This window comes from Aeromonas sp. ANP5, from assembly GCF_963870295.1.
Classification (GTDB): Bacteria; Pseudomonadota; Gammaproteobacteria; order Enterobacterales; family Aeromonadaceae; genus Aeromonas; species Aeromonas veronii.
Map to the genome: position 1 here is coordinate 82,469 of NZ_CAWMRY010000009.1, position 25,539 is coordinate 108,007.

Annotated in this window: 28 protein-coding genes; 26 read left to right on the top strand and 2 right to left on the bottom strand. The window is 56.3% G+C overall.

The features are described 5' to 3' along the window. The first annotated feature begins 8 nt into the window (after window positions 1-8). From flgEL to AACT07_RS07615, 19 genes are all read left to right on the top strand, one after another. On the top strand, window positions 9-1,199 hold the full coding sequence (gene flgEL / locus AACT07_RS07525; RefSeq protein WP_069527060.1) for a lateral flagellar hook protein FlgEL: 1,191 nt from the start codon (window positions 9-11) through the stop codon (window positions 1,197-1,199). A 9-nt stretch (window positions 1,200-1,208) separates the two neighbouring features. Further along, complete coding sequence (gene lfgF, locus AACT07_RS07530; protein ID WP_058057538.1) at window positions 1,209-1,943, top strand: lateral flagellar basal-body rod protein LfgF; 735 nt, start codon at window positions 1,209-1,211, stop codon at window positions 1,941-1,943. A 78-nt stretch (window positions 1,944-2,021) separates the two neighbouring features. Beyond that, on the top strand, window positions 2,022-2,807 hold the full coding sequence (lfgG, locus tag AACT07_RS07535; protein ID WP_069527061.1) for a lateral flagellar basal-body rod protein LfgG: 786 nt from the start codon (window positions 2,022-2,024) through the stop codon (window positions 2,805-2,807). Then, complete coding sequence (gene flgH, locus AACT07_RS07540) at window positions 2,807-3,478, top strand: flagellar basal body L-ring protein FlgH (RefSeq protein WP_040068881.1); 672 nt, start codon at window positions 2,807-2,809, stop codon at window positions 3,476-3,478. The genes lfgG and flgH overlap by 1 nt, the downstream gene beginning before the upstream one ends. An 8-nt stretch (window positions 3,479-3,486) precedes the next feature. Next, window positions 3,487-4,593 (top strand): lateral flagellar basal body P-ring FlgIL, encoded by a 1,107-nt coding sequence (fgIL, locus tag AACT07_RS07545; protein ID WP_069527062.1) that lies wholly within the window; start codon window positions 3,487-3,489, stop codon window positions 4,591-4,593. An 8-nt stretch (window positions 4,594-4,601) separates the two neighbouring features. Beyond that, on the top strand, window positions 4,602-5,000 hold the full coding sequence (locus tag AACT07_RS07550; protein WP_019444809.1) for a rod-binding protein: 399 nt from the start codon (window positions 4,602-4,604) through the stop codon (window positions 4,998-5,000). After that, window positions 5,000-6,337, top strand: a complete 1,338-nt coding sequence (lfgK, locus tag AACT07_RS07555) for a lateral flagellar hook-associated protein LfgK (RefSeq protein WP_069527063.1) — start codon at window positions 5,000-5,002, stop codon at window positions 6,335-6,337. Before AACT07_RS07550 ends, lfgK begins: the two co-directional genes overlap by 1 nt. 11 nt (window positions 6,338-6,348) lie before the next feature. Then, window positions 6,349-7,266, top strand: a complete 918-nt coding sequence (lfgL, locus tag AACT07_RS07560) for a lateral flagellar hook-associated protein LfgL (RefSeq protein WP_069527064.1) — start codon at window positions 6,349-6,351, stop codon at window positions 7,264-7,266. A 14-nt stretch (window positions 7,267-7,280) separates the two neighbouring features. After that, complete coding sequence (locus AACT07_RS07565) at window positions 7,281-8,288, top strand: hypothetical protein (RefSeq protein WP_253182232.1); 1,008 nt, start codon at window positions 7,281-7,283, stop codon at window positions 8,286-8,288. Window positions 8,289-8,541: 253 nt separating this feature from the next. Further along, entirely contained in the window at window positions 8,542-9,657 is a 1,116-nt protein-coding gene (locus AACT07_RS07570) for a flagellin N-terminal helical domain-containing protein (RefSeq protein WP_083249927.1), read from the top strand. 121 nt (window positions 9,658-9,778) lie between these two features. Beyond that, complete coding sequence (gene lafB, locus AACT07_RS07575) at window positions 9,779-11,065, top strand: lateral flagellar capping protein LafB (protein WP_069527066.1); 1,287 nt, start codon at window positions 9,779-9,781, stop codon at window positions 11,063-11,065. A 49-nt stretch (window positions 11,066-11,114) separates the two neighbouring features. Then, complete coding sequence (gene lafC, locus AACT07_RS07580) at window positions 11,115-11,507, top strand: lateral flagellar export chaperone LafC (protein ID WP_005336195.1); 393 nt, start codon at window positions 11,115-11,117, stop codon at window positions 11,505-11,507. A 59-nt stretch (window positions 11,508-11,566) separates the two neighbouring features. Beyond that, window positions 11,567-11,968 (top strand): LafX, encoded by a 402-nt coding sequence (locus AACT07_RS07585; protein WP_253182233.1) that lies wholly within the window; start codon window positions 11,567-11,569, stop codon window positions 11,966-11,968. Next, entirely contained in the window at window positions 11,959-13,071 is a 1,113-nt protein-coding gene (locus AACT07_RS07590) for a flagellar hook-length control protein FliK (protein WP_069527067.1), read from the top strand. Before AACT07_RS07585 ends, AACT07_RS07590 begins: the two co-directional genes overlap by 10 nt. 71 nt (window positions 13,072-13,142) lie before the next feature. Further along, entirely contained in the window at window positions 13,143-13,565 is a 423-nt protein-coding gene (gene lafF, locus AACT07_RS07595; RefSeq protein WP_269428984.1) for a lateral flagellar basal body-associated protein LafF, read from the top strand. Window positions 13,566-13,572: 7 nt separating this feature from the next. Continuing rightward, complete coding sequence (lafS, locus tag AACT07_RS07600; protein WP_069527068.1) at window positions 13,573-14,289, top strand: lateral flagellar system RNA polymerase sigma factor LafS; 717 nt, start codon at window positions 13,573-13,575, stop codon at window positions 14,287-14,289. Window positions 14,290-14,339: 50 nt separating this feature from the next. After that, window positions 14,340-15,197, top strand: coding sequence for a lateral flagellar motor stator protein LafT (gene lafT, locus AACT07_RS07605; RefSeq protein ID WP_019444796.1), 858 nt, complete (start codon window positions 14,340-14,342; stop codon window positions 15,195-15,197). Beyond that, window positions 15,197-16,144, top strand: coding sequence for a lateral flagellar motor protein LafU (lafU, locus tag AACT07_RS07610; RefSeq protein ID WP_021231289.1), 948 nt, complete (start codon window positions 15,197-15,199; stop codon window positions 16,142-16,144). Before lafT ends, lafU begins: the two co-directional genes overlap by 1 nt. Further along, window positions 16,131-16,592 carry a hypothetical protein gene (locus AACT07_RS07615; RefSeq protein WP_083249928.1) on the top strand — a complete coding sequence of 154 codons (462 nt, stop codon included), beginning with the start codon at window positions 16,131-16,133 and terminating at the stop codon, window positions 16,590-16,592. The genes lafU and AACT07_RS07615 overlap by 14 nt, the downstream gene beginning before the upstream one ends. On the opposite strand, the gene AACT07_RS07620 is transcribed toward AACT07_RS07615, so the two are convergent. Continuing rightward, window positions 16,525-17,532, bottom strand: coding sequence for a lytic transglycosylase domain-containing protein (locus tag AACT07_RS07620; RefSeq protein ID WP_253182234.1), 1,008 nt, complete (start codon window positions 17,530-17,532; stop codon window positions 16,525-16,527). The genes AACT07_RS07615 and AACT07_RS07620 overlap by 68 nt on opposite strands. Window positions 17,533-17,612: 80 nt before the next feature. Continuing rightward, window positions 17,613-18,062 carry a hypothetical protein gene (locus AACT07_RS07625; RefSeq protein WP_019444793.1) on the bottom strand — a complete coding sequence of 150 codons (450 nt, stop codon included), beginning with the start codon at window positions 18,060-18,062 and terminating at the stop codon, window positions 17,613-17,615. A gap of 114 nt (window positions 18,063-18,176) precedes the next feature. Between AACT07_RS07625 and mraZ the strand changes: the two genes are divergently transcribed. From mraZ to mraY, 7 genes are read left to right on the top strand one after another with little or no spacing between them, the layout of a single operon-like run. Then, the gene (gene mraZ, locus AACT07_RS07630) at window positions 18,177-18,635 is read left to right on the top strand and encodes a division/cell wall cluster transcriptional repressor MraZ (protein WP_013723406.1); all 459 of its coding nucleotides are present in this window, start codon (window positions 18,177-18,179) and stop codon (window positions 18,633-18,635) included. After that, window positions 18,636-19,574 (top strand): 16S rRNA (cytosine(1402)-N(4))-methyltransferase RsmH, encoded by a 939-nt coding sequence (gene rsmH / locus AACT07_RS07635; protein WP_005336168.1) that lies wholly within the window; start codon window positions 18,636-18,638, stop codon window positions 19,572-19,574. A gap of 3 nt (window positions 19,575-19,577) precedes the next feature. Beyond that, window positions 19,578-19,892 (top strand): cell division protein FtsL, encoded by a 315-nt coding sequence (gene ftsL, locus AACT07_RS07640; RefSeq protein ID WP_005336166.1) that lies wholly within the window; start codon window positions 19,578-19,580, stop codon window positions 19,890-19,892. Beyond that, window positions 19,889-21,643 carry a peptidoglycan glycosyltransferase FtsI gene (locus AACT07_RS07645; protein WP_005336163.1) on the top strand — a complete coding sequence of 585 codons (1,755 nt, stop codon included), beginning with the start codon at window positions 19,889-19,891 and terminating at the stop codon, window positions 21,641-21,643. The genes ftsL and AACT07_RS07645 overlap by 4 nt, the downstream gene beginning before the upstream one ends. Continuing rightward, window positions 21,576-23,108, top strand: coding sequence for a UDP-N-acetylmuramoyl-L-alanyl-D-glutamate--2,6-diaminopimelate ligase (murE, locus tag AACT07_RS07650; protein ID WP_069527069.1), 1,533 nt, complete (start codon window positions 21,576-21,578; stop codon window positions 23,106-23,108). The genes AACT07_RS07645 and murE overlap by 68 nt, the downstream gene beginning before the upstream one ends. Then, the gene (locus AACT07_RS07655) at window positions 23,105-24,460 is read left to right on the top strand and encodes a UDP-N-acetylmuramoyl-tripeptide--D-alanyl-D-alanine ligase (protein WP_069527070.1); all 1,356 of its coding nucleotides are present in this window, start codon (window positions 23,105-23,107) and stop codon (window positions 24,458-24,460) included. The genes murE and AACT07_RS07655 overlap by 4 nt, the downstream gene beginning before the upstream one ends. After that, window positions 24,454-25,536 (top strand): phospho-N-acetylmuramoyl-pentapeptide-transferase, encoded by a 1,083-nt coding sequence (mraY, locus tag AACT07_RS07660; protein WP_005356635.1) that lies wholly within the window; start codon window positions 24,454-24,456, stop codon window positions 25,534-25,536. Before AACT07_RS07655 ends, mraY begins: the two co-directional genes overlap by 7 nt. Window positions 25,537-25,539 lie beyond the last annotated feature (3 nt).

Here is a 25,539-nt window from a genome sequence, read left to right on the forward strand (position 1 = left end):
GCGACACTGTGTCTTTCAGTATCGGATTGAGCGGCCTGCGTGCCGTAAACCAGGAATTGAGCGTTATCAGTAACAACGTTGCTAACGCCAGTACCGCAGGCTTCAAATCCAGCCGTGCCGAGTTTGCTGCCATCTATGGTGGTGGTCAGGCTGGTGGTGTCGAGATGAACAACGTCTCCCAGAACTTTGATCGCAATGGCGATGTGATGCGCACCGGGCGTGGGCTGGATCTGGCCATTTCTGGCAGTGGTTTTTTTGTGCTGAAAGATGGTAGCGGTCAGACTTCTTATACTCGTGCAGGTATGTTCCAGCGTGATAGCGGTAACTATCTGACCACGGCGAGTGGCACACGTCTGCAAGGTTATACCACTGATGACGCGGGCAAGCTGCAATCGGGTGTGGTCGGGGATATTCAGGTCAAGGCGGGCAGCCTGCCAGCCAAGGCATCAGACAAGCTGGAGTTTGTGGCGAACCTAAAAGCGGATGCCAGCAAGATTACCCAGGTGTTCAACAAAGATAATTCGGAAACCTATAACTACTCCCAGACCAGCAAGGTGTACGACTCCCTCGGCAGTGAGCACAGCCTGACCCAGTATTTTGTCAAGACCGATGAGAACAAGTGGACAGTACATTACACCCTCGATGGTAGTGATCTGGCTGCAAAAACGGATCTGGAATTCACCAAAAACGGCACATTGAATGCGCCTGCGGCTGACAAAATGCCCAAGTTGACCCTTAATGCGCCAGGGGCTGTAGATATCACGCTGGCAGTGGATATCAGCAAGGTGAGCCAGTATGCCTCTGACTTCAACGCTACCCGCAACCAGTCCAATGGTTATACCGCAGGTGACCTGACCGGTGTGCGGGTTGATGCCGATGGTGGTGTCTATGCCACCTTTACCAACGGTCAGAGCCTGTTGCAGGGGCAGGTCGTGATGGCGAACTTCACCAATCCCAATGGTCTGCTGCAGACCAACAACACCACCTGGCAACAGTCGTTCAGTTCCGGCCAGCCGGTACTGGGGGCGCCGGGAACCGGCACCATGGGCAAGCTGACCGCCGGGGCCTATGAGAGCTCCAACGTGGATCTGACCGGTGAACTGGTAAGCCTGATGACTTCCCAGCGTAACTATCAGGCCAACGCCAAGACCATCAGTTCCGCTGACAAGATGACCCAGGTTCTGTTCAACTCCTTCTAAGGGTAACCCGTGGAAAAGCTTATCTACACCGCCATGTCCGGGGCGCAGCATACCCTGATGGCCCAGCAAATCCGGGCCAATAACTTGGCTAACGTCAATACCGCCGGTTTTCGGGCTGACTTTGAGCGGGTTTCTGCTTATGCCCTGACGGGCGATGGTTATCAGAGCCGGGTGATGGCCAGAGAAGAGATGGCCGGGACCAACTTCAAAGCTGGCCCCCTGATGCAGACGGGTCGCAAGCTGGATGTGGCGATTCGTGGCGAGGGTTTTCTGGCGGTGCAGACGCCTGATGGCAAAGAGGCCTATACCCGCGCTGGTAATCTGGAGGCCGATGCCGACGGGCTGTTGACCCTCAATGGTCGGCCGGTGCTGGGGGAGGGGGGCGAGCTGGTGCTGCCCGCTTATCGTGACATCAGTTTCGGCAAGGATGGCACCCTGAGCATCACTCCTCCGGGTGGTGGCGCCCGGCTTGATGTAGGCCGCTTGAAGCTGGTCAATCCTGATCCGGCTGAGCTGGTAAAAGGCCACGATGGTCTGTTCCGGATGCGCCAGGGGGGGGATGCCGAAAGCAGCGAGCAGGTGGTGATGGCATCCGGCTTTTTGGAAGGGGCCAACGTCAATGCAGTGGATGAGCTGGTCAGCAGCATGTCATTGACCCGCAATTTCGAACTGCAGGTCAAGTTGATGAAAACGGCGGATGATCAGGCTCGTCAAGGGGCCAAATTGATTTCCGGTCAGGGTTGATTTTGACGGCATCGGGCAGATATCCGATGCCTTGCCACATCCCAGTGGATGAGGCTTGATGAACAAGGTGGAATAACAATGCACGCAGCATTATGGGTCAGTAAAACAGGTCTGTCGGCACAAGATGCCAAGATGTCCAGTATCTCCAACAACCTGGCTAACGTGAACACGGTTGGCTTCAAGCGAGATCGGGTGGCATTTGAAGATCTTTTCTATCAGGTGCAGCGCCAGCCGGGTGCTCAGCAGGATCAGCAGAATCTGGCGCCTATCGGTATTCAGATGGGTAATGGTGTGCGGGTAGTGGGTACCCAGAAGGTCTTCACCTCCGGCCAATTCCAGAATACCAATCAGGAGCTGGATATGGCGGTGGTCGGTGCCGGTTTCTTCGGCGTCGAGCGCCCGGATGGCGAGACGGCCTATACCCGTAATGGTCAATGGCATCGCAATGCCGAGGGGCAGCTGGTTAACGCGGATGGTTTGCCCATGGTGCCGCAGATCCAGATCCCTGATAACGTAACCAAGATCTCCATTGGTACCGACGGCACTGTCAGCGCCTCGTTGCCCGGTCAGCAAGAGAACGTCGAGCTGGGCCGTATCACCCTGACCAATTTCGCCAACCCGGCCGGTCTGGAAGCGCTCGGTGGCAACCTCTACCGTGCAACCGGCGCGTCCGGTGAGCCTATTGAAGGTGTACCGGGTGAAGAGGCGATGGGGGCCGTCAAGCAATTCACGCTGGAGAGTTCCAACGTGAACGTGGTCGAGGAGATGGTTGACATGATCACGACCCAGCGGGCTTACGAGATGAATGCCAAGGTGGTCTCTTCCGCCGACCAGATGCTCAAGTTTGTCACTCAGGCTCTGTAATGATGAAGTCGATGCTGCGTTATATCTGGTTGGTATTGCTGTTGGGCGGCTGTGCCACCTATGAGCTGCAGGCGCCCGAGCCGGGTGACGAGAAATGGGCGCCATCCCGTCCCAAGGTGACCGCGACTGCGCAGGGCGAAGATGGTGGCCTCTATCGGGGCAACTACATGATGACCCTGTTTCAGGATCGGCGTGCTTACCGTGTTGGTGACATTCTCACCGTGGTGCTGGAAGAGCGTACCCAGTCGAGCAAGAAAGCCAATACCAGCATGAGCAAAAACAGCAGCATGAATGTGCCGGCCCCCTCTATTGGCGGTAAACTGCGCCCCGACTGGGGGGCCGCCCTCAGTGCGGATCGGGATTTTGATGGCGGAGCGACCTCCAGTCAGCAAAATACCCTGGCAGGTTCCATTACTGTGACCGTGGCAGAAGTGATGCCCAACGGAGTGCTGGGGATCCGCGGTGAAAAGTGGATCCGCCTCAATCAGGGGGATGAGTATATCCGCTTGGGTGGCATGGTTCGGGTTGAAGATATTGACCAGAGCAACCGTATCTCGTCCCAGCGCATTGCCGATGCCCGCATCACCTATGCCGGTCGTGGTGCCCTCGCCGACAGTAACCAGATGGGGTGGCTGGGCCGCTTCTTTAGCTCGGCGTTTGCGCCATTTTGAGGAATCACATGAACAGATGGTTTATCGCCCTGCTGTGTCTCTGCTTGCCTTGGGTTAGTCAGGCTGCCGCACCGGCCAAACGAGCCTTGCTGGATATTGCCGATGTGCAGGGGCTGAGAACCAACCAGCTGGTGGGTTATGGTCTGGTGGTCGGTCTCTCCGGGACCGGCGACAAAAGCCAGGTCAAATTTACCGGCCAATCCATGGCCAACATGCTCAAACAGTTTGGCGTGCAGTTACCGGACGATATCGATCCCAAGCTCAAGAACGTGGCAGCCGTTTCGGTCCAGGCCACGCTACCCGCCTTGGCTGGCAAGGGGCAGTTGCTCGACGTGACCGTGACTTCCATTGGTGATGCCAAGAGTCTGCGTGGCGGTTCTCTGTTGCTGACCCCCCTGCGTGGTATCGACGGTGAAGTCTATGCCGTAGCGCAGGGCAATCTGGTTGTCGCAGGTGTGAAAGCGGAAGGGCAATCAGGTTCATCGGTCACGATTAACGTGCCGACAGCCGGGATTATTCCCAACGGTGCCACCATCGAACGAGAGGTGGTCAGCAATTTTGCCGAAAAGCCGGAAGTGACCCTCAATCTGCATCAACCCAACTTCAAGACCGCGCGCAATGTGGAGCGAGCCATCAACCATCAGCTGGGGCCGGTCGCCCGCGCGGTGAGTGCCGGGCGGGTTCAGGTTGCAGCTCCCAGGGACGAGAGCCAGCGCATCGCGTTTATGGCACTGTTGGAAGATATCAAAGTGGATCCGGGCCAGGAGAGGCCGAAGGTGGTCTTCAACAGTCGAACCGGTACTGTGGTGATGGGGCAGGGGGTCAAGGTTCACAAGGCTGCCGTCAGTCATGGCAGTCTGACGGTGACCATTGGCGAGAGTCAGACGGTCAGTCAGCCCAACGCCTTCTCCAACGGGCAGACCACCACGACCCCCAACTCCAAGATCCAGGTCGATCGGGAACGTAACAACATGTTTGTCTGGCCGGATGGCACTTCCTTGGAAGTGATCGTCAAGGCTGTCAATTCACTCGGGGCAACCCCCGATGATGTTATGGCCATCTTGCAAGCGCTCAATGAGGCTGGCGCCCTTGAGGGTGAGCTGGTGGTTATCTAAGGACTATCATGACCAGAATTAGCTCGGATCCCGGTTTTTATCAGGATCTCAATGAATTGCAGCAAATCAAAAGCAACCCGGATCAGCGTGCCGCGCTGGATGCTGCAGCCGGTCAGTTTGAAGTCAGTTTTCTGCAAACCGTGCTCAAACATATGCGCTCGGCGACGGATGCCCTGCAGGATGAGGACGACAAGATCATCAAGGGGCAATCCCTCTATCGTGATATGTATGACAGCCAGTTGGCGATGAGCATGGTCAAGCGAGGTGGAATAGGTCTGCGGGAGCAGATGGTCAACCAGCTGGCTCCGTCATTAAAGAATCCGGACGGGGTGGTCGCTTCAGAGCAGCAGACCCTGGCTGCGTTCAGCCAGCCTCTCAACTCGGTAAAAATGAAGAAGGTTGACTGATGTCACTGCTCAATATCGGCGCCAGCGGACTAAATGCAGCCCAGATTGCATTGAACCTGACCGCCCAGAATATCGCGAACGTCAATACCATCGGGTATAGCCGTCAGGAAGCCATGATGGGCAGTCTGTCCGGTTTCGGGCGGTTGGATAATGGTGCCGGTGTCGAGGTGACAGGGGTGCGCAGGGTAACGGATGATTATCTGGTTGCTCAACACTGGCGTAGCCGTTCGGCCACCGGTTCTTCTTATGCCTTTCATCAGTACATCAATACGACAGAGCAGTTGCTGGGCAGTGAGTCGATGAATATCGCAAAAGGGCTCGACAGCTTTTTTGCCTCGCTTAGTGCTGCGCTCGACAGTCCGGAAACCCCGGCACAGCGCAGCCAGATTGTCAGTTCAGCAGGGGCCCTTGCCAACCGTTTTACCCAGCTTGACGAGAGCCTGGTCACCCAGGAAAAACAGATCGACGATCAGTTGAGCAGCACTGTTTCCCAAGTGAACAGCTACCTGTCACAACTGGCCGAATTGAATGTCCAGATTGGCGATCAAGCCGCCAAGGGAGTCAATACCTCAGCGCTGGAAGATAGTCGCGAACAGGTTGTTCGTGAGTTGTCGACCTATATGGAAGTGCGGGTTAATCGTCAGAGTGACGGCGCTTTCGCGATCAGCCTGCCGCAAGGACAGCCGCTGGTGTTGGGAGGAAGCAGCAGTACTCTCGCGCTTGCTGGCGATAAACTCAGCCTCGCTTTCGGTGGTCAGACGTTTGAAGTTCCTAAATTGCATGGTGGTTCGCTGGCGGGTGTGATGGATTATCGCACCACAGTATTGCGGCCGACCAGAGAGGCGTTGAATCAAATTGCAAGCAAACTTGCTGATGAATTCAATGCAAAGCAGAGTGGTGGGGTTGACCTTAATGGGAATGGTGAAGCCGGTAAGCCAGCCAGCAAAAAAATGTTTACCTATGACAAGCTAAATCCAGCTGGAACATTACGAGTCGCTGTCGATTTTACCGGAGACGACCTGGCTTTTGCCAAGGCAGGTGGTGGCAAGGGCGACAACCGCAACCTGCAGGACCTGCTGACGATAAAAAATGGCCAATACGATGCTTATAGTGCCCTGCTTGGCAAGATGGCGGTGCTGAGCGGGCAGGCGAAAGCGAGCATGCAGGCCGATGCCAATATGGAAAAACAGATGGCGGCCAAGCTGAGCAGTGTCAGCGGTGTGAATACCGATGAGGAAGGGGTGAAAGTGATGGCTTACACCAAGGCTTATCAGGCCAATGCCAAGGTGATCAGCACCTCGGAACAACTCTTCAATTCCATTCTGAATATGTTCTGAGGAGGGTGACCATGCGCATCAGTACCAACCAGATCCAGCTCAGCATGCTAGACAACTTGCAGCATGGCTTCGGTGAATATGCCCGGCTCGATCGCCAAATCTCCACGCAAAAACGCATACTTCAGCCCTCTGATGATCCTGTTGGCAGTGTGCAACTGCTGGGCTTGCAGAAAGAGCAGGTGGCGATGGCGCAGTACCAGAAAAATATTGCCAACGCCAAGAGCCAGCTCTCTCAAGGGGAACTGCAGTTTGAAACCATGACCAACATGCTGATGCGGTTGCGGGAGTTGACCCAGACAGCTGCAACAGGCTCTTTGTCGGATGCGGATCGTAAAGCGGTAGCCAGCGAGGTCGCCATTATCAAGGATGGTCTGCTGGATCTGGCCAATGCGCGTAACGAGAGTGGCTCCAGCCTGTTTACCGGTAGCAAGGTTGACCAGACCGCATTGGTCAAGGTGACTGACCCTAAGGCTGCTGATTTTGGGAGCTATAAGTACAACGGCGATGGTCTAATTCGCGATGTCAGTATTGCCAACGGCGTCACTGTGGGCTTGAACCAGACGGCTGACCAGCTGTTTCTGCAGCCTGACGATTTTTTCAAGCGACTCGATAGCATGGTGACGGCAATTAATGCCGCAGCACCTGACGCCGTCGATCAAGCCCGAGCCATGCTCGGCCGCAGCCAGACGCTGCAAGATAGTATCAGCCAGGCGGTGAGCACGATTGGTGCCCGGATCAATCTGCTGGATCAGATTGATGAGAGCCATGCCGAGAAAGGTGTCTATAGCAAGGAAGTGAGCAACCAGATAGAGTCTCTGGATTATGCCGAGGCTGCGACCCGACAGGCCCACGTCCTGATGGCATTACAGGTGCAACAGCAAGCTTTTGCCAAGGTTAATGGCCTTAGTCTGTTCAACTACATGCCGTAACGAGTGAAGGAGTCATGATGCAGATCCAGCAAACCCGTCTTGGGGGCGTTGCCGAGGCGCAGGCAAAGCCCAAGTTGCAGGGCCGCGCAACTGCACAGGCTCACACTCCGGAAAACCGCAAGCAGACTGAGCGCCACCCCAACATTATCCGGATGGATAGATGGGCCCTGATCGGCGCAGCGCAACAGCGCATTGCCCATGCTCAGGGTGGGGAACAGGCACTCAATCAGGTTTGGGGCGAACTGAAGCGGCTGGAACGCCAATTGGGTCAACGCGAGCTGGCCAGCGATGAAGTGACCAACCGCTTAAAAATGCTGGAAGAGAAAGTCACTCTGCCGAGAGGCCCTTTGACTGACGAGCTCAAGCCCAGACTGCTTGCTTCACCTCAGGAGCTGCGCCCCCGCTTCAGTGCCGAGCATCTGGATTTATTAAGCGCCAAAAATAGTACTGAGCGACTGGTGTTCTCTTTCCCCCAAAGTAGTAGTGCGGTGGAGGTGACCATCCCCGCCGGAGCACGAGAGGGGGAGGTCGCAACCATACTCGATCGGGCGCTGCGTAAAGAGCATATCCGGGCTCGGCTGAATGAGCTGGGCAAGCTGGAGCTCTCTGTCGCTGAACCCCATCGTCGCAAACTGGATGAGCCGGTACTGATCCGGGGCGAGGGGATTCGTATCCCAGCAGGCAACCCGATCCCGGTGCAGTTCAAGCCCAGGGCCGGAGCGCTGACTCACATGGCCGAAGGGATTGCCAAAGGGGAGATCCGTCAGGAGCGGCAGCGGCTGCAAAAAGTACTTGGCGAGATTGAACAATCGGTACGGGAGCTGAAACAGTTTCGCCAGAAGATGGTGCTGCAACTGGACAAGGTCAAGGCTCGCAGTCAGAACCTGAAACAGGAGGAGCTGGCACAGTTGCAATCCTCTCTGGCCGCCCGCCTCTCACAAGGCGGCTATATGGGCACCATGTCCGGTCTGCTGGCGCAGGCCAATGTCACTCGTCAAGGGGTGGTTGCGTTACTCACTTGATAGCGCTGACTTGTCTCATCGTTAAAAAACCGCACAAGCTGACTTGTGCGGTTTTTTTTATCTCTGTGATGTCCTCTTGTGCCAATGATGACGCTGTCTGCTCGCGGGCCCACTGTTTCGTATCCGAATGGGGGGGGCCAAGAGAAACTGCTGTTCAACAAAAAAAGATTTAATTTTCACGACGCCGTGGTCGTTCTTCATTGGGGTCAACCCAAACGCTGCCTGTGGCAGCATCTATTTCGAGGAAACGAAAATGAGTCTGTCAATCCACACCAACTTTGCCAACATGGTCACCCAAAACCAGCTGACCTCTACCAACAAGATGGCGAGCACTGCTATGCAGCGTCTGGGGACCGGTCTGCGCATCAACTCCGCCGCTGACGATGCGGCCGGTCTGCAGATCGCCACCCGTCTGCAATCCCAGTCAAATGGTCAGAAAGTGGGTATGCGCAACGCCCAGGATGCCATCTCCATGATGCAGACTGCTGAAGGTGCCATGGACGAGATGACCAATATCGTTCAGCGTATGAAGGATCTGGCCACCCAGGCTGCCAACGGCACCAGCAGCGAGAAAGATATCGCCGCCATGAATGCCGAATTTGGCGAGCTGACCAAAGAGCTGAAAAATATCGCCAGCAACACTACCTTTGGTGGTGAAAACCTGTTGGATAGCAAAAATGGCAAGTTTGCCAAGGGCGAGGTCACTTTCCAGATCGGTAACACCAGCAGTGAAACACTGGTGCTGGATGTGAAGGAGGTGCTGGGTAAGGTTGTGGGTAGTGCCGCAGGAAAAACCACCGCGCAGGCAAACCTCAAGCCAGTTAAGGACTATCAGGACGAAGCTGTAGCTACTTCTGGTGCAGGGAAGCTGAAAGCGGCAAAAGACACGTTTGCAACGGCAGAGGCTACGTATAAAGCACTTACTGCAAAGCCAACTACCGCAGAACAGAAAGCCTATGATGATGCCGTTGAGGCGATGTCTGTCGCCCAAAAGGCCTATGATGATGGTTTGAAGCCTCTGGTCAAAGATGCGATGACTGCGGGGAATGGTCTGGATGCCAACGTACTGGAGATCGGCCTGACCCAGACCTCTGCCCAGTTTGCTATGGGCAAGATGGAAGAGTTTATGCAGGATATCACCAGCGTACGTTCCTCTCTCGGTGCCAATATCAACCGTCTGGAGCATACCGTTAACAACCTCTCCAACATGAAAGAGAATACCGATATCGCTAAGGGTCGCATCATGGATGCTGACTTCGCCACTGAAAGCACCAACATGACCAAGAACCAGATGCTGACACAGGCTGGTATGTCTGTGCTGGGTAAATCCAACGAGATGACCGGCATGGTCACCATGCTGCTGCGTTAATCGCTATAAGGGCCGCCACCTGTGTGGCGGCCTCTTTTCTTCCCATTGCTTGTTGAAAAGTGCTGGCGAAACAGCGTTTTTCAACAAGCAAGTCTTGCCTTGATACCGAAGGAGTTGATATATGCAGGTCGATCCCGCTTCAGCCGCGATGAATATGGTGACCAATGAGCGCAAGAACATGGACAAGCTGCTCAAGGGGCAGCTGGCCTATGTCAAGGCGCAGCAGAGTTCGCTGTCATCCATTAACTCCAAACTCTCCAGCTTTCAGACTCTGCTGAAAGATCTGAACAAGCCTGCGGCTTTGCAGGCCCAGAAAGCCAGCCTCTCGCAAGAGGGGATCATGACGGTCACCAGCAATGGCAAGGCGACCCCGGGGCAATATAACTTTGAGGTCAAGCAACTGGCACAGGCCCATCAGTTCGGGGTGCAACTGGCAGATGAAAAGGCGCCATTGCCAACCTCCGGCAAAGTGTCGTTCACCCTTGATGGCAAGGCGTTTGCTATCGACTTGGCGACCTTGCCTGCGGGGGCGACAGCCCAGAGTCTGGTTTCTGCGATAAATGATTCGGCGGATAACCCAGGGGTCAAGGCAAGCCTGATCCGCACGGATGGCAAGGTTAACCTGGTGCTGACCAGCAAAGAGAGCGGAGTAGCCAAGGTGTTTACCCCCACCTATGATGGCGACCCGGCTTCTGCGTTCGGCAAGGCTTTTATCGATGGCAAGGTGATCACCCCGGGTCAGGACTCCATCATCAAGATGGGGGTTGGCGACGGTGCGCTGGAGATCAAATCGCCGACCAACAAAATTGAAAACGTAGTTGAAGGGCTGACGCTGGATCTCACCAAGGTGCAAAAGCCAACCGATGGCCCGATGCAGGTGACAGTGGCTTATGACAATGAAGCCGTCACCGGCTCATTGAAGAAATTTGTTGATAGTTACAATGAGTTGCTGGATCTGTTGAACAAAGAGACATCCACCGATATCAAGGCGAAAGGCGTACTGGCTTCTGATGCCACGGTGCGAGGTTTGAAAGGTGCGCTGGCCAACGCGGTTCGCAATCTTCCTGCTGGCATGACCCTGACTCAGCTTGGCATCAAAACTGAGAAGTCGGGCAAGCTGGCGTTTAGTGACTCGGATTTCAAAAAGTCGCTCGAGAAGGATCCCGAACTGCTGGGCAAGGCGCTGATGGGGGATGACGGTTTGCTCAAACGGATGAGCAAGGTGCTCGATCCTTTCTCCAAGACTAATGGTGTGATGGCCACTCGCAAGAGCACATTGGAAGCCAATCAAAAGCGACTTGATGATAAAATGGAGTCGCTGGATAAACGGATGGAGTCTGTTTACAAGCGTTACCTCAATCAATTCACCACCATGAACCAGATGATGCAGACCATGGGAGCACTTTAAGCTTTTTCCCTGGATGAACTGGTTTTGAACCTGCAATAGCGAGTGACCCATGTTTGAATCCGAAGATGGCTACGACGCCTATCGATTTGCTGCCACAGAAGCCAAGGCGGCCAGTGCCGATCCATATCAGCTGGTGCTGATGTTGATGGATGGCTTGCTTGACGAGATTGCCAGAGCCGAAGGGCATATCTTGGCGAAACAGTTTGAGCGCAAAGGGTTGGCCATCAACAAGTGTCTGCAGATCCTGGGTGGGCTGGACAGTGCGCTTGATATGAATAAGGGGGGCGAGCTGGCGGTTAACCTGCATCGTCTTTATGACTACTGCGGTCAGAAATTGTTCGAAATCAGCGTTTCCAACAATGTTGAGGGATTTGCCGAAGTGCGCAAAATCCTGCAAGAGCTGAAAGAGGGCTGGGAAGCAATGGCGCGTCATCCTCGTTAATAAGGAAGTAGTACTTCCTCCCTCTCTGTTCTTCCTCACGCCCAACATATTGAAATTGCTTGGTTATCGGTCTGGCCCACTCCTTGCTTGTGGGCTGGTTCATCTTCTTTTTAGGGCTCGTCATGTCAGGTATTGCTCCCGTGTTGCGTGAGACCGAACTGCAGGCTCGCCAGCGTCAGTTATTGGGGTTGGGTACGCTCTTGCTGCAACAAGCGCAAGCTGGCCAGTGGGATGCAGTCAGGCTAACCGATGGACGCTTCGCGCAATTTGTCTCTCAAGTTAGCCGGAATCCCCAACTCTGGGCTGCGTTGCAACCAGCAAGAGATAAAGCCCGGGTGTTGTATCGACAAGCATTGCAGCTTTGCGAGCAGGAGACCTTGATTCGTAAACAGGAGTGGCAGCAGCTTTCTTCGATTCGTGAAGGCTTGACTGCTTACGGTGAGATAGAGCAATGGGATTGATTCAATTTAGCGGTTTTGATGCGGTGAATTCGCCGGATGTCACGGCCTTGAACCGTTTGTCCGGCCAAGCCGGCAGTGAAGGTGAGCTGTATCAACCGCTGGATGAGGCGGTTGACCCTCTGCTTGCGTTGCCCTTGCCCGAGCTGGCTGCCAGCGATGTTGCGGTAGAGGAAAAAGAGAGAGAACAGCCGGGGGCGGAAGGCGACCCGGCTGAACAGCTGCAAGCGTTTACCAATATGCCTCCTCTCTTTGTCAGAGTGAGTGATGCCGATCTTGATGGTTTTCGTTTAAGCAACGTTCAAGCCAGAGGCGAGAGTCATAGTGGTGGTGAGCTTGTCAGAGTGGACAGAGAAAAAAGTTGCCAGCCGGTGGTGGATAACAAATTGCCGCCCTCTCTTCGTGCCTTGATGGGGAGTGCGACCACGCTGCCCGAGCAAGAGGTGATGCCGCGTCGTGAAACGGTCTCTGCTGCTGCGGAACAGGCGCTCTCTACGTTGCTTGCCAAATCAAATGGACAAACCGGTGTATTGCCCGGCCGCTTCACCTTGCCGATTATGGCCGCCGGTCTCGATGCTGGAAATGTGCCTGATACCGCTGCGGTAGAAAACAGGTTGCCAGATGCTCGCCAGCTGGCTGTCGGACAACTCGCTGCTGTACCGCCGCGTCCTGCCGACTATCAGTGGGCTCCTGTCCGGTTGTCAGACAACCAGAGCCAATGGGGACAGCAGCTGGTTAACCTGCTTCAGGACAAGGTTGAACTGCAGGTCAATCAACAGGTGAAACAGGCTCATATCCGGCTGGACCCGCCAGAGCTGGGGCGACTGGAGTTGACCGTCAAGCTCGATGGTGACCGGCTTAATGTCCAGTTGAACGTGACCAATCCGGCGGTGCGCGATGCGATGATCCAGTCGATGGAGCGCTTGCGCATGAGCCTGGCGCCCCATCATGCCGGCGGGGTCGAGGTCAATGTGGGGCAGGGCGGCGAACAGGGACAGCAGGAGCGGTGGCAACAGGATAAGATCCTGGCTGGCCGCCGCCAGTGGCAGGATGATCCGGACTCCCAATGGGATACGGTGCACGACTGGCTCAATACACTGGTCTGATTTTTAACCCGTAATAACGAGAGTGGTTTTACATTATGCGGCGTGTCATGAAGTGGTTGATGATATTCGTCATGGCTCTGTGTCTGTTGGCCATACTGGCCTATGGCGCATGGCTTAAACGCGATGTGGTCGAAGTCTGGCTCGGGTTGGCAGAGCCAAAGCCAGAGCTGAGCAGTACACCGTTATTCAAGCCGATGGAACGCTTTGTCATCAGTCTGGAAGGAGGTGAACAGTCCCATTATCTGGTGCTGGAGCTGGCACTGGTGACCTATAACCCGGCGCAGGTTGCCAAGCTGGATGAACTGACGCCACTGATCCGCAATGCCATGGTGCAGTATTTTAGCCACCGTTCCCATGACGACGTAAAAGTCGAACTGCAGAATATTTCCAAGTTGCAGGTCTCACTGCGCGACAAGCTGGTCACTACGGTACAGGGATATGGCTACAAGCCCTATCTGGATGAAGTGCTGATCACCAAGGTGCTGGTACAGTAGCCACGATATGACTGATTCCGTTTGGGATGCTCAACAAGAGTTTGCCGATACTCCGCAACTTCCTCGCACGGGAGAGCCCGCTATTCTTGCTCGCTATCTACCCTTGGTGAAGCGAGCCGCCAGCCATCTGCGCAGCCAGGTCAGTGCCTGTTTTGATCAGGAGGACATGGAGCAGGTGGGAATGATGGGATTGCTGGAGGCGTGGCGCCGTTATGGCAGCGAGCCCGATGCCCAGTTTGAAAGTTATGCTTTCAAACGGATCCGTGGTGCCATGCTCGATGAGTTGCGCCGTCTGGACTGGCGACCCCGTCAGCTGCGACAGCAGGTGCATGGCCATAATCAGGTGCAGCGTGAACTGCACAATCGTTTGGGGCGCCCCCCCTCAGAGCAAGAACTTGCTACTGCGCTCGACTGTTCGGTGGATGAGGTGCGTCAGTTGTCCTACGCCAGCCAGGCTGAAGCGCTGCAGAGTCTGGAAGAGTGGCTGGAGAATGGCGGCAAAGCTCCGACCACAGAGTCTGATGATGTCGATATGGCGATGACCATCAGCAAGGTGTTGGCCACTCTGGATAAACGAGAGCAGTTATTGCTTTCCCTCTATTACCAGCAAGAGCTCAATATGAAAGAGATCGCGCTGGTGCTGGGATTAACCGAATCCCGGGTTTGTCAGCTGCACAAGCAATGTGTACTTCAGCTAAAGCAGCGATTGGTCGACTCCATATAGTAGTGCTTCACCTTTACTGGTGACCCTTCTTGTATCGTGCGGGAACATTCATGCAAAAACAGATTGGCATCGGCGTCATATTAGTGTGCGTGCTTGGTGGCTTCATGATGGCCGGGGGAAACCTCGCCGCCTTGTGGCAGCCAGCCGAGCTCATCATCATCATCGGCGCAGCGGTAGGCTCCATGTTTCTGGGCAACTCGAAAGAGGTGATGCATGAAATGTGGCGGCAGATAAAGATGTGCTTCAAAGCGAACAAAGAAGAGAAAGAGGTCTATCGTGAGCTGTTGACTCTGATGCATCAACTGCTTGAAGAGACACGCAACAAGGGGATGAAGGCGCTCGACGAGCATATTGAAAATCCCCAGCAGAGCTCGGTTTTCTTGATGTATCCCCAGATTTCGGAAGATCCCCAACTGCTTGGTTTCATTATCGATAACCTGCGTCTGCTCGGAATGGGCAAGATCACACCCCATGAACTGGATACAGTGCTGGAGCAGGAGATCATGGCCATTGAAGAGGACATGCTCAAACCGGCCCATGCCTTGCACAAAACCGGCGAGGCCTGCCCGGGCTTCGGCATTCTTGCTGCGGTGATGGGGATCATCATCACCATGCAGCAACTGGATGGCCCACTGAGCAATATCGGTGTCCATGTGGCGGCCGCTCTGGTGGGCACCTTTATCGGTATTTTCCTCTGCTACTGCTTGCTGGAGCCAATTAGCAATGCCATGGAAGAGATGGTCAAGCGCCGTATCGGTTTGTTGATGTGCATCAAGTCGATCCTGATTGCCCAGTTGCGTGGCAAAACACCGCTGCTTGCCGTCGATTCGGGTCGCAAGATCCTGGAGCCTGAAGTCAAACCAAGCTTCCTTGAGCTGGAAGATTGGGTGACCAACAGGGCGATGTAATGCGCAATCACGAACAGATTATCGTCAAGCGCCAGCAGCGTCGTAACAGCGGTCCCAAAGGGGGAGGCGCCTGGAAGGTGGCATTTGCCGACTTCACGTTGGCCATGATGGCGTTCTTCATGGTGCTTTGGATCCTCGCTGTGTCAAATCAGGAGGAGCGGGAAGTCGTTGCCAGCCGCCTGCGGGACTACAGCATCATGGACAGTGAGGCCAACCCGTTTGATATTCGCAACAGCCCCTATCCTGTCGATCTCGGGGGTAATCCTTCAGTGATGGATGAGTTGAATCCCAAGTTCGATCAGCAGGGCCAGCTGATGCCCAAGCATATGGACCGTAATCAGAGCATTTTTTCTGACGGCCCGGGCGGCGGGTATGAAAAGCTGTTGATAGGTAAGCTTGAGGGTGAGGCCCAGATGAAGCAGCTGGCCAGCTTTATCGACCATCTTGCTGAGCAGATGCAGGCGAAGAATAACCTCGAGATTCAAATTGTTCCCCAAGGATTGCGGATCCTGATTCGTGATGACGCGGATCGGGAAATGTATAGCCGAGGAAGTGCCCGCATCAGCCCTTTCTTTCGCCATATGTTGATGGCATTGGCCCCCATATTCCAGCGTATCGAGAATCGGGTCATGATTTCTGGCCATACCGACAGCACACCGTTTGCCAGTGACAACTACAGCAACTGGGAACTCTCGTCAGACCGCGCCATGATGGCAAGACGGGTGTTGCTGGCAGGCGGCATGCCACCTGAACGGGTCGGGCAGGTTGTCGCGATGGCCGATACCATGCTGGAAGATACCCGGAATCCACAAAGCAGCCGTAATCGGCGCATTGAATTGTTGGTCATGACAACTCAGGCAGAAACCAATCTGGAGCAACTTTTCAGCTCCCAAACGCAAGCGGCAGCCACCCATGCCAAGGAGATGATTTCCCATGGACGACCCTGAGATCGAGTTTCCGCTGCATTCCTCGCACAATGATCCACGCAGAAAGGTACCTCGCTGGTATTTGCACGATGGAACAACGCCTTTCGAGTCACAGAGTTGCGGGATTGCGGCCAGATTGCTGATTTCGGGATTGCTGTTTGACAAGAGTATCGGCCGCGCAGTGATCAAAGATATTGGCCCGGGCGGGGTCGGTTTCCTTGCTCCGGCTCGATTTGAATTACCCGAAACGGTGACGCTCTCCCTGTTGCCGCGAATTGCGCTGGATTGCAACATCACTCATCGTCGCGCCATTGGCCGGCAGCTCTGCTTTTACGGGGCTCGCTGGTCATATCCGGAAGAGGTTGATTTGGCTCCGGTACTGAGCCATTGGCGCCACTGTTTCATGGTGCCGCAATCAGCGGCCGCTTCTGCTGAATCCCAAGAGGATCAGGCAAGCGTTCCAGCCTGATCTCGCCTCGACTCATATCAAGCCCCCTGGCAGCTTTCAGCAACAGGGGATCATGCAGACTGTCCAGTGAGACCGCTTTGACAATGGCGGTCGCTCCTTTCTTCTGGTTGGCGGTGGGGGCCTTGCCCTTGCTATAGACGATCGGGCAATTGGTTATCCCTTGTGCGACAGGGAGTTGCCAGGCCGGATTCCAGCGGCTGGCTTCATTCATTGATACGCCCTTTGCCTGAGCCCACGCGGGTAGTGAGCAGCCATCCGGATGACGGAATATTTGCAAGTCATTGCCGCTGAGCCATGGCGGAAGTTGAAACTGATAGCTGTCAGCCATATCAAGCAGTCTTGCCAGCGCAACAAAGCGCGCGACATAAAAGCGTGTTTCAGTCGGAAGCTCCAGTTCCCATATATTACGTGTCCCCGCTTTTAAAACCGCATTGAGTACCCGCCCTTCTCCTGCGTTGTAGGCGGCCAAAGCAAGCAGCCAGTCATTGCCAAAGAAGCGATACAGCCATGCCAGATAGGAAAGGGCTGCCTCTGTCGCCAGTGGTAGTGAATAGCGCCCATCAAATTCGTTGGTGATGGGAATAGCAAATCGGGTGGCGGTATCTGGCATCAGCTGCCAAGGGCCTGCGGCGCCTGCAGCAGAGACCACATCCAATCGGTAACTGCTTTCCAGTAAAGGAACAAAGGCAAGCAAGGGCGGCAGTTTGCGTTCGTGAACCTGTTCCGCGACCCAGCGAATAACGGGCTGTGTCTCCGCAAGACGTTGTTGAAGATAAGGGCGCTGCTTCAGCAAGAATTGCTGCTGCTGGCTGACCAAGTCGACCCCTTTTCCCTGAATCGGGACAGGGAAACCAGCTTGCCACTGATAATTGTGATAAGCATGGCAAGATGTTGATATCATTAACATCCCGCTCATTAGCAAAAAAACGAGCCGGGTCATGGGGCAATTGTTGAGCAAGGATCGCGCAATAATAAAAACATGATATATCTCAACAGTTTTTTGAATTTAAGGTCGTCTGATCATGTGTAATCCAGGACGTAGCAAGCATGATAACACGAGTAAAAAAGAGCCCAAATTCGGGTAAAGCGATTCAGAAGTTTTTGCTGTATCTGATACTCGCCAATTTCATTCTGATGGGCTTGTACATTGGTTACGCTCAAGAGCTGACATTTGCCACCAATATTCTGCTGACATCCCTGCTGATTATTTACAATCTGTTGCTTTGTCAGTTGGTGTCTCTGCGTGCTCGCCGTTCGAAAGATGGTTACATCATCTATCCAGTGATATGTGTCAGTATTTTGCTCTGTGCAGTGGTATTGTTCCGTTTCATCATATCGCCCAGATAGTGACCGCTCACCGACTTGTTGCTTATTAATCACTTTCTGTTTTTTCAGCAATAACTCTTGGAAAATCAACCCACTCAATCTGCGGTATGCAATTGCTGCGTCAATATGTTCCCTCTGTCCCATCTCCTTGCTTGAAAAGCCCCCTGCACGTCCTTAAACTTCAAGGTGGGGAAAAGTGGATCAAAGTGGTTTTTAGAGGGGCAATCTGCCTGCTCATTCACCTTCAGGGAATGCAATTTGTTGCGTGGCGCTCATGCCATCAGCCTGGACAGTAAAGGGCGGCTGGCAATTCCGACCAAATTTCGTGATTGGCTGCGCGATGAAAGCGACGGCCAGCTGGTCTGCACCATCGATATTGCCCATCCCTGTCTGCTGCTTTATCCCCTGAATGAATGGGAAGAGGTCGAGCGCAAGCTCAAGACTCTCTCCAGCATGAATCCGCAAGAGCGCCGTTTGCAGCGTCTGCTGCTGGGACATGCAACCGAATGCGAGTTGGATGGCAATGGCCGTCTGCTGCTCAGTCAGCCACTGCGCAACCATGCGGGGCTGGACAAGAAAATCATGCTGGTGGGCCAGCTCAACAAGTTTGAGCTGTGGGATGAAGCCCGCTGGCAACAACAGGTCAATGACGACATCTTGGGTCTGCCCGGGGACGATTGGGCAAGCTCACCACGACTACAGGATTTCTCTTTATAAATGACCCAAGCCGCTGAACACATCACAGTGCTGCTGCACGAAGCCGTTGAAGGCCTGGCCATCAAGCCGGACGGTGTCTACGTCGACGGTACTTTTGGCCGTGGTGGTCATTCTCGTCTGATCCTGCAGCACCTTGGCCCCAATGGCCGCCTGATCGCCATCGACCGCGATCCCCAGGCGATCGCCGAAGCGGCCAAGATCCAGGATCCCCGTTTCGAAATCGTGCATGGCCCCTTCTCTGGCATTGCCTCCTATCTGGATGAGCGCGGTTTGCTGGGCAAGGTGGATGGCTTCCTGCTGGATCTGGGGGTCTCTTCACCCCAGTTGGATGATGCCGAGCGCGGCTTCAGCTTTATGAAAGATGGTCCGCTCGATATGCGGATGGACCCCACCTCCGGTCAGAGCGCCGCCGAGTGGCTGGCCAAGGCCGATGTGGATGACATCGCCTGGGTGCTGAAGACCTTCGGTGAGGAGCGTTTTGCCAAGAAGATCGCCCGCGCCATCGTGCATGACCGTGTGACCGAGCCTTATGTGCGTACCCGCCAACTGGCCGAGATGATTGCCCGGGTCAATCCGAGCAAGGAGAAGGGCAAGCATGCGGCAACCCGCAGTTTCCAGGCCATTCGCATCTATATCAACAGCGAGCTGGACGAGATCGAAACCGCGCTCAACGGTGCACTGGAAGTGTTGGCACCACATGGCCGCCTGTCAGTGATTAGCTTCCATTCGCTGGAAGACCGATTGGTAAAGCATTTCATCCGCAAGCACGAGAAGGGGCCGGAAGTGCCTTACGGCATTCCGTTGACCGAGGCCCAACTGGCTGGGGGTCGCAAATTGAAGTCGGTCGGCAAGGCACTCAAGCCTTCTGATCATGAAGTATCTGAAAACAGCCGGTCACGCAGCTCGGTGCTGCGGGTTGCCGAACGGCTGGCGGAGTAAGCGATGAGCGAAGTGCGTGTTCATCTGGCCAAGGAGATCGTTGCCGATCTCTGGCGGCACAAGCTGCAGATTTTTCTGTCGGTCGCCGTGCTGGTGACCGCGTTTGCCGTGATCCTGGTGACCAACATGACCCGTGGTCTGACGGCCAAGCAGAACGATCTGATGGCGGAAGAGGATCGCCTCAATATCGAATGGCGCCACCTGTTGCTGGAACAGGGCACCCTGGCTGAACACTCCCGGGTGGCGAGTCTGGCGATGGACAAGTTGCAGATGGGTCGTCCGCTGGTGACCACCGAGAAGGTAATTACCCAACCATGAAACGCAAGGCTACAGCCAAAGCTGCCAAAGCGAATGTCAAAGCGCCATCGATCTATCCGTGGCGCTTTCGCACGCTTGCGGTGTTTATCGGCATCGCGTTTGTGGGTCTGATCCTGCGTCTGGCCTGGATCCAGGTGATCAATCCGGATCGTCTGCGTCAGGAGGGTGACATGCGCTCCCTGCGTACCACCTCTACCCAGGCGGTGCGCGGTATGATCACCGATCGCAACGGCGAGCAGCTGGCGGTTTCTGTGCCGGTCGAAGCGGTCTGGGCCGATCCCAAGACGGTACACGAGTCCGGTGCCATCAATAATGAGCGAGCCTGGCTGGCGCTCTCCGCCGTGCTCAAGCTCGACATCAATACCCTCAAACACCGCATCGCCAACCCCAGCAAGCGCTTCGTCTATCTGCAGCGTCAGGTTACTCCTGCGGTGGCGGAATATATCAAGGGGCTCAAGCTGGGTGGCGTCTACCTGCGCCCCGAAGCGCGCCGCTTCTATCCGACCGGCGAAATCAGTGCCCATCTGGTGGGGGTGACCAACATCGATGGCAGCGGTATTGAAGGGATCGAGCGCAGCTACAACGAGTGGCTGACGGCGACACCCGGCGAAATGCGGGTGCGCAAGGATCGGCAGGGCCGCGTCATCGAACGGCTTGGCATCGTCAAAGAGGGCAAGAACGCCAACGATCTGCAGCTCAGTATCGATCAGCGGGTGCAGGCACTGGCCTACCGTGCCCTCAAGCGGGCAACCGACGAGAACAAGGCGACCTCCGGCTCCATGGTGATGCTGGATATCAAGACCGGTGAAGTGCTCGCCATGGTCAACACCCCCTCCTATAACCCGAATAACCGAGGCCAGTATCAGAGCTTCCGGGTACGCAACCGGGTGGTGACCGATACCTACGAGCCGGGTTCGACCGTCAAGCCATTGATTTTGCTCAGTGCCTTGCAGGCAGGTGTCACCAGCTGGAAGGATTTCATTCCCGGTGGGCCGCTTTTTATCGGTGCCAAGCAGATCAAGGACGTCAGTATCCACAAGGCGACCAACCTCTACGACATCCTGCGTTACTCCTCCAACATCGGTATGTCGCGCATCGCGCTGCGGATGCCGGCGCAGGAGATGATCAATACCCTCAGCATGTTCGGTTTCGGCATGGATACCGGCAGCGGGCTGATGGGCGAGAGTAGCGGCATGCTGCCTCAGCGTCGTCGTTGGTCCGATATCGAGCGGGCAACCCTCTCGTTCGGTTATGGTCTGCGGGTCACCCCGCTGCAGCTGGCTTCCGCCTACGCCACCCTGGCCAACAAGGGCAAGCGGGTGCCGCTCTCCATCGTCAAGGTGACTACGCCGCCCAAGGGTGAGCAGGTTATCGATCACAACAACGCCGCTGCCATGTTGCAGGCGCTGGAGTATGTGGTCGACAACGCCATTCCCAAAGCCAAGATCCCGGGCTATCGGGTTGGCGGCAAGAGTGGTACCGCCAAGGTCGCCGTCGCCGGTGGCTATGGCAAGGATTACATGGCCTGGTTTGCCGGTTTCGCACCCGCCAGTGATCCCCGTTTCGTCATGGTGGTGGTGATCAACGAGCCAAAAGGCAGCGCCTATTATGGCGGCGCCGTGGCTACCCCACCGTTTGCAGAGGCCATGGGCGGGGTGCTGCAGCTCTTCAATATTCGTCCCGATGCGGTGCCGCCAGCGGTGCCCACCAAACTTGCCCGTACGGAGGCTTCTCTTGTCCCGCGCACTTGATGCATTACTGCGCCCCTTCGGTATCCTGGCGCCGGAGCTCACCTTGACCGATATCCAGCTGGATAGTCGGCGGGTTGGCCCCGGCTCGCTCTTCGTGGCCATTCGTGGTCACCAGGTGGATGGCAGACGGTTTATCGAACAGGCGGTGGCTCAGGGAGCGACCGCTGTTGTGTTTGAGGAGGATGGTGAATTTATCCCACCATCGACTCCGGTTCCCTGTATCGGGATGCGGGATCTGCCCGCTCACCTCTCTGAGCTCTCCGGATATTTCTACGACCAGCCAGCGAACAAGCTGCAACTGGTGGGGATCACCGGCACCAATGGCAAGAGCACCACGGCACTGCTGGTCGCCAACTGGCGCACCCTGCTGGGTGGCAAGGCGGGTGTGATGGGCACCATCGGCAACGGCCTGTTTGGCAATCTGATCGAAGCGGAAAATACCACCGGTAGCGCCGTGCAGGTGCAAGCCAATCTGGCTGCGCTGCAAGTGCAGGGGGCGGATCTGGTGGCGATGGAAGTTTCAAGCCACGGTCTGGTACAGCACCGTGTTGCCGCACTGCCGTTTGCCGCTGCCGTTTTCACCAACCTGAGCCGGGATCACCTCGACTACCACGGCACCATGGAAGCCTATGGCGCCGCCAAGGAGCAGCTGTTGCAGCTGGTCGATGAGTCGAATGCGGTGATCAACCGTGATGACGAGTTGGGTGCCAAGTGGATCGAAAAATACCCGGCAGCGGTGGCGTTCAGCGTTAATGGCCCGATCGAAAACCATTCTGGCCGTCAACTAACGGCGCAGCAGCTCGATTTTCACCAGCAAGGTTTTCGCGCGCAGATTAACTCCAGCTGGGGGAATGGTGTATTATCCGCCCCCTTGCTCGGGCGCTTCAACGTCAGCAATGTGCTGGCCGCGATGGGCGTGATGCTGGTGCTCGGTTACGACTTCAACGAGCTGCTGGCGACAGCGCCTCAATTGCAGCCGGTGACCGGTCGCATGGAGTGTTTTGGCGGTGGCGATACGCCGCTGGCGGTGGTCGATTACGCCCACACACCGGACGCGCTGGAGAAGGCATTGCAGGCCCTGCGGGTGCACTGCACAGGCCAGCTCTGGTGCCTGGTCGGCTGTGGTGGCGACCGCGATCGCGGCAAGCGCCCCATGATGGCCGCCATGGCCGAGCAGTATGCGGATCGCGTGATCCTGACCGACGACAATCCCCGTACCGAGGAGCCGGCCCGGATCATGGCCGACATGGTGGCGGGTCTTCGCGATCCTGCTGCGGTGCAGGTGGAGCACGACCGGGTCAAGGCGATTGTGCTGGCCATTGGTCAGGCGAGTAAACAGGACATCATCCTGGTGGCCGGTAAGGGTCACGAGGATTATCAGATCATTGGAACCGACAAGCGGCACTACAGCGACCGGGAAACCGTCGCGGCCGCCTTGCACACATTATTGGAGTCATTCAAATGATGACCCTCAGGCTTGCCGAGCTGGCGCAGGTACTCGATGCCCGTCTGATTGGTGACGACGGCGAGATCACCGTCGTCAGTACCGACACCCGCACTCTGGGCGCGGGGGCCCTGTTCGTTGCTCTGCGCGGCGAGCGCTTCGATGCCCACGATTTTTGCGAGCAGGCTGTTCAGGCAGGGGCCTCTGCCCTGCTGGTTGAGCGTGAACTGCCGCTGGCCATCCCCCAGCTGGTGGTGACCGACACTCTGAAAGGACTGGGCCGCCTCGGCAAACTGGTGCGCGAGCGCATCAACCCGAAAGTGCTGGCCATTACCGGCAGCTGCGGCAAGACCACTGTGAAGGAGATGGCAACCGCCATCCTGCGCAACGAAGGGGAAGTACTGGCCACCACTGGCAACTTCAACAACGAGGTGGGCGTGCCGCTCACCCTGCTGCGCCTCGAGCCGCAGCACAAGTTTGCGGTGATGGAGCTGGGTGCCAACCATCCGGGCGAGATCGCCTGGACTACCTCGCTGGCCAAACCCGATGCCGCCATCATCAACAACGTGGCGGCGGCCCATCTGGAGGGCTTCGGCTCGCTGGAAGGCGTGTTTCACGCCAAGAGCGAAATCTTTGAGGGGCTGAGCGAAGGCGGCACCGCCATCGTCAATGCCGACAACGAATTCTGGCCGAAGTGGCGGGAACGCGGCATTCAGTGCGCCTTCTCCATCGAAGATCAGAGCCAGCCGTTCCATGCGCGCAACCTTGTACTCAACGAACAAGGCTGCGCCGAGTTCGTGATGGTGACCCCGCAGGGTGAGCTGAGCCTGACTCTGGCGATCCCGGGTCGCCACAACGTGGCCAACGCACTGGCTGCCGCCGCGGGCTGTCTGGCCCTCTGCGCATCCCTCGCCTGTGTCAAGGCGGGGCTGGAACAGATGGCGCCGGTCAAGGGGCGCTTCTGCGTCCAGCGCTGGGGTGGTCTGACTCTGGTGGATGATACCTACAATGCCAGCGTGGAATCCGTGCTGGCGGGCATCGATGCCCTGACCGCCATGGGTGGCTTCAAGGTGCTGGTGTTTGGTGATATGCGGGAACTGGGTGAGGAGTCTGCCGAGCAACACGCCCGGGTTGGCCGTCATGCCCGCGAGCGCGGTCTGGATGCCGTGCTGACAGTGGGGGAAGAGAGTCGCCACACCGCAGATGCCGCGGCGGGCCGACATTTCGATAACAAGGCGTCGTTGTTTGAAGTGCTTGCGCAAATGATAAATACACATCAGGAAATTTCGATTCTGGTCAAGGGCGCCCGTGGCTCCCGCATGGAAGATATCGTCGAGATGGTCAAAGGCCATCAGGAGTCAGCCACATGCTAGTCTGGCTGGCCGAACTGCTCACCCCGCACTTCACCTTCTTCAACGTCTTCTCCTACCTGACGTTTCGCGCCATCCTGTCGATCATCACCGGACTGGGGGTTGCCCTCTGGATGGGGCCACGCCTGATCCGTCGCCTGCAGATCCTGAAGTTTGGTCAGGTGATCCGCAACGACGGTCCCGAGTCCCACCTCAGCAAGCGGGGCACCCCGACTATGGGTGGCCTGATGATCATTGCGGCGATTTTCACGTCTGTGCTGCTCTGGTGCCGCCTCGACAACCCCTATGTCTGGCTGGTGCTGTTTGTGCTGGGTGCCTACGGCGCCATCGGCTTTGCCGACGACTACCTCAAGGTGGTGCGCAAGAATACCGACGGCCTGATCGCACGCTGGAAGTATTTCTGGCAATCCGCGGTAGCGCTGGCGGTGGCGGTGTTTCTCTATGCGACCGCAACCCATGAGGGCCAAACCCAGCTGGTGGTGCCTTTCCTCAAGGATGTGATGCCGCAGCTTGGCCTGATGTTTATCGTGCTGACCTACTTTGTCATCGTCGGCACTTCCAATGCGGTCAACCTGACCGACGGTCTCGACGGCCTGGCCATCATGCCGACCGTGATGGTGGCGGGGGGCTTTGCCCTGATCGCCTGGGCTACCGGTAACGTCAACTTTGCCAGCTACCTGCACATTCCCTACGTGCCCTATACCTCCGAGCTGGTGATCGTCTGTACCGCCATCGTCGGGGCGGGTCTTGGTTTCCTCTGGTTCAACACCTATCCGGCGCAGGTCTTTATGGGGGACGTCGGTTCCCTGGCACTGGGCGGCGCGCTTGGCACCATCGCCGTGCTGGTCCGTCAGGAGTTCCTGCTGGTGATCATGGGCGGCGTCTTCGTGATGGAGACCGTCTCGGTGATCCTGCAGGTGGGTTCATACAAGCTGCGCGGCGTGCGGATCTTCCGCATGGCGCCGATCCATCACCACTACGAGAAGAAGGGCTGGCCGGAGCCGCGCGTCATCGTTCGCTTCTGGATCATCACCCTCGTGCTGGTGCTGCTGGGTCTTGCCACCCTGAAGGTGAGGTAAGGC

Coding starts and splice junctions, on each gene's coding strand:
- lfgG (WP_069527061.1), top strand. CDS start 2,022: ATGCACGCAGCATTATGGGTCAGTAAAACAGGTCTGTCGGCACAAGAT.
- flgH (WP_040068881.1), top strand. CDS start 2,807: ATGATGAAGTCGATGCTGCGTTATATCTGGTTGGTATTGCTGTTGGGC.
- fgIL (WP_069527062.1), top strand. CDS start 3,487: ATGAACAGATGGTTTATCGCCCTGCTGTGTCTCTGCTTGCCTTGGGTT.
- AACT07_RS07550 (WP_019444809.1), top strand. CDS start 4,602: ATGACCAGAATTAGCTCGGATCCCGGTTTTTATCAGGATCTCAATGAA.
- lfgK (WP_069527063.1), top strand. CDS start 5,000: ATGTCACTGCTCAATATCGGCGCCAGCGGACTAAATGCAGCCCAGATT.
- lfgL (WP_069527064.1), top strand. CDS start 6,349: ATGCGCATCAGTACCAACCAGATCCAGCTCAGCATGCTAGACAACTTG.
- AACT07_RS07565 (WP_253182232.1), top strand. CDS start 7,281: ATGATGCAGATCCAGCAAACCCGTCTTGGGGGCGTTGCCGAGGCGCAG.
- AACT07_RS07570 (WP_083249927.1), top strand. CDS start 8,542: ATGAGTCTGTCAATCCACACCAACTTTGCCAACATGGTCACCCAAAAC.
- lafB (WP_069527066.1), top strand. CDS start 9,779: ATGCAGGTCGATCCCGCTTCAGCCGCGATGAATATGGTGACCAATGAG.
- lafC (WP_005336195.1), top strand. CDS start 11,115: ATGTTTGAATCCGAAGATGGCTACGACGCCTATCGATTTGCTGCCACA.
- AACT07_RS07590 (WP_069527067.1), top strand. CDS start 11,959: ATGGGATTGATTCAATTTAGCGGTTTTGATGCGGTGAATTCGCCGGAT.
- lafF (WP_269428984.1), top strand. CDS start 13,143: ATGGCTCTGTGTCTGTTGGCCATACTGGCCTATGGCGCATGGCTTAAA.
- lafS (WP_069527068.1), top strand. CDS start 13,573: ATGACTGATTCCGTTTGGGATGCTCAACAAGAGTTTGCCGATACTCCG.
- lafT (WP_019444796.1), top strand. CDS start 14,340: ATGCAAAAACAGATTGGCATCGGCGTCATATTAGTGTGCGTGCTTGGT.
- lafU (WP_021231289.1), top strand. CDS start 15,197: ATGCGCAATCACGAACAGATTATCGTCAAGCGCCAGCAGCGTCGTAAC.
- AACT07_RS07615 (WP_083249928.1), top strand. CDS start 16,131: ATGGACGACCCTGAGATCGAGTTTCCGCTGCATTCCTCGCACAATGAT.
- AACT07_RS07620 (WP_253182234.1), bottom strand. CDS start 17,532: ATGACCCGGCTCGTTTTTTTGCTAATGAGCGGGATGTTAATGATATCA.
- AACT07_RS07625 (WP_019444793.1), bottom strand. CDS start 18,062: ATGGGACAGAGGGAACATATTGACGCAGCAATTGCATACCGCAGATTG.
- rsmH (WP_005336168.1), top strand. CDS start 18,636: ATGACCCAAGCCGCTGAACACATCACAGTGCTGCTGCACGAAGCCGTT.
- ftsL (WP_005336166.1), top strand. CDS start 19,578: ATGAGCGAAGTGCGTGTTCATCTGGCCAAGGAGATCGTTGCCGATCTC.
- AACT07_RS07645 (WP_005336163.1), top strand. CDS start 19,889: ATGAAACGCAAGGCTACAGCCAAAGCTGCCAAAGCGAATGTCAAAGCG.
- murE (WP_069527069.1), top strand. CDS start 21,576: ATGCGGTGCCGCCAGCGGTGCCCACCAAACTTGCCCGTACGGAGGCTT.
- AACT07_RS07655 (WP_069527070.1), top strand. CDS start 23,105: ATGATGACCCTCAGGCTTGCCGAGCTGGCGCAGGTACTCGATGCCCGT.
- mraY (WP_005356635.1), top strand. CDS start 24,454: ATGCTAGTCTGGCTGGCCGAACTGCTCACCCCGCACTTCACCTTCTTC.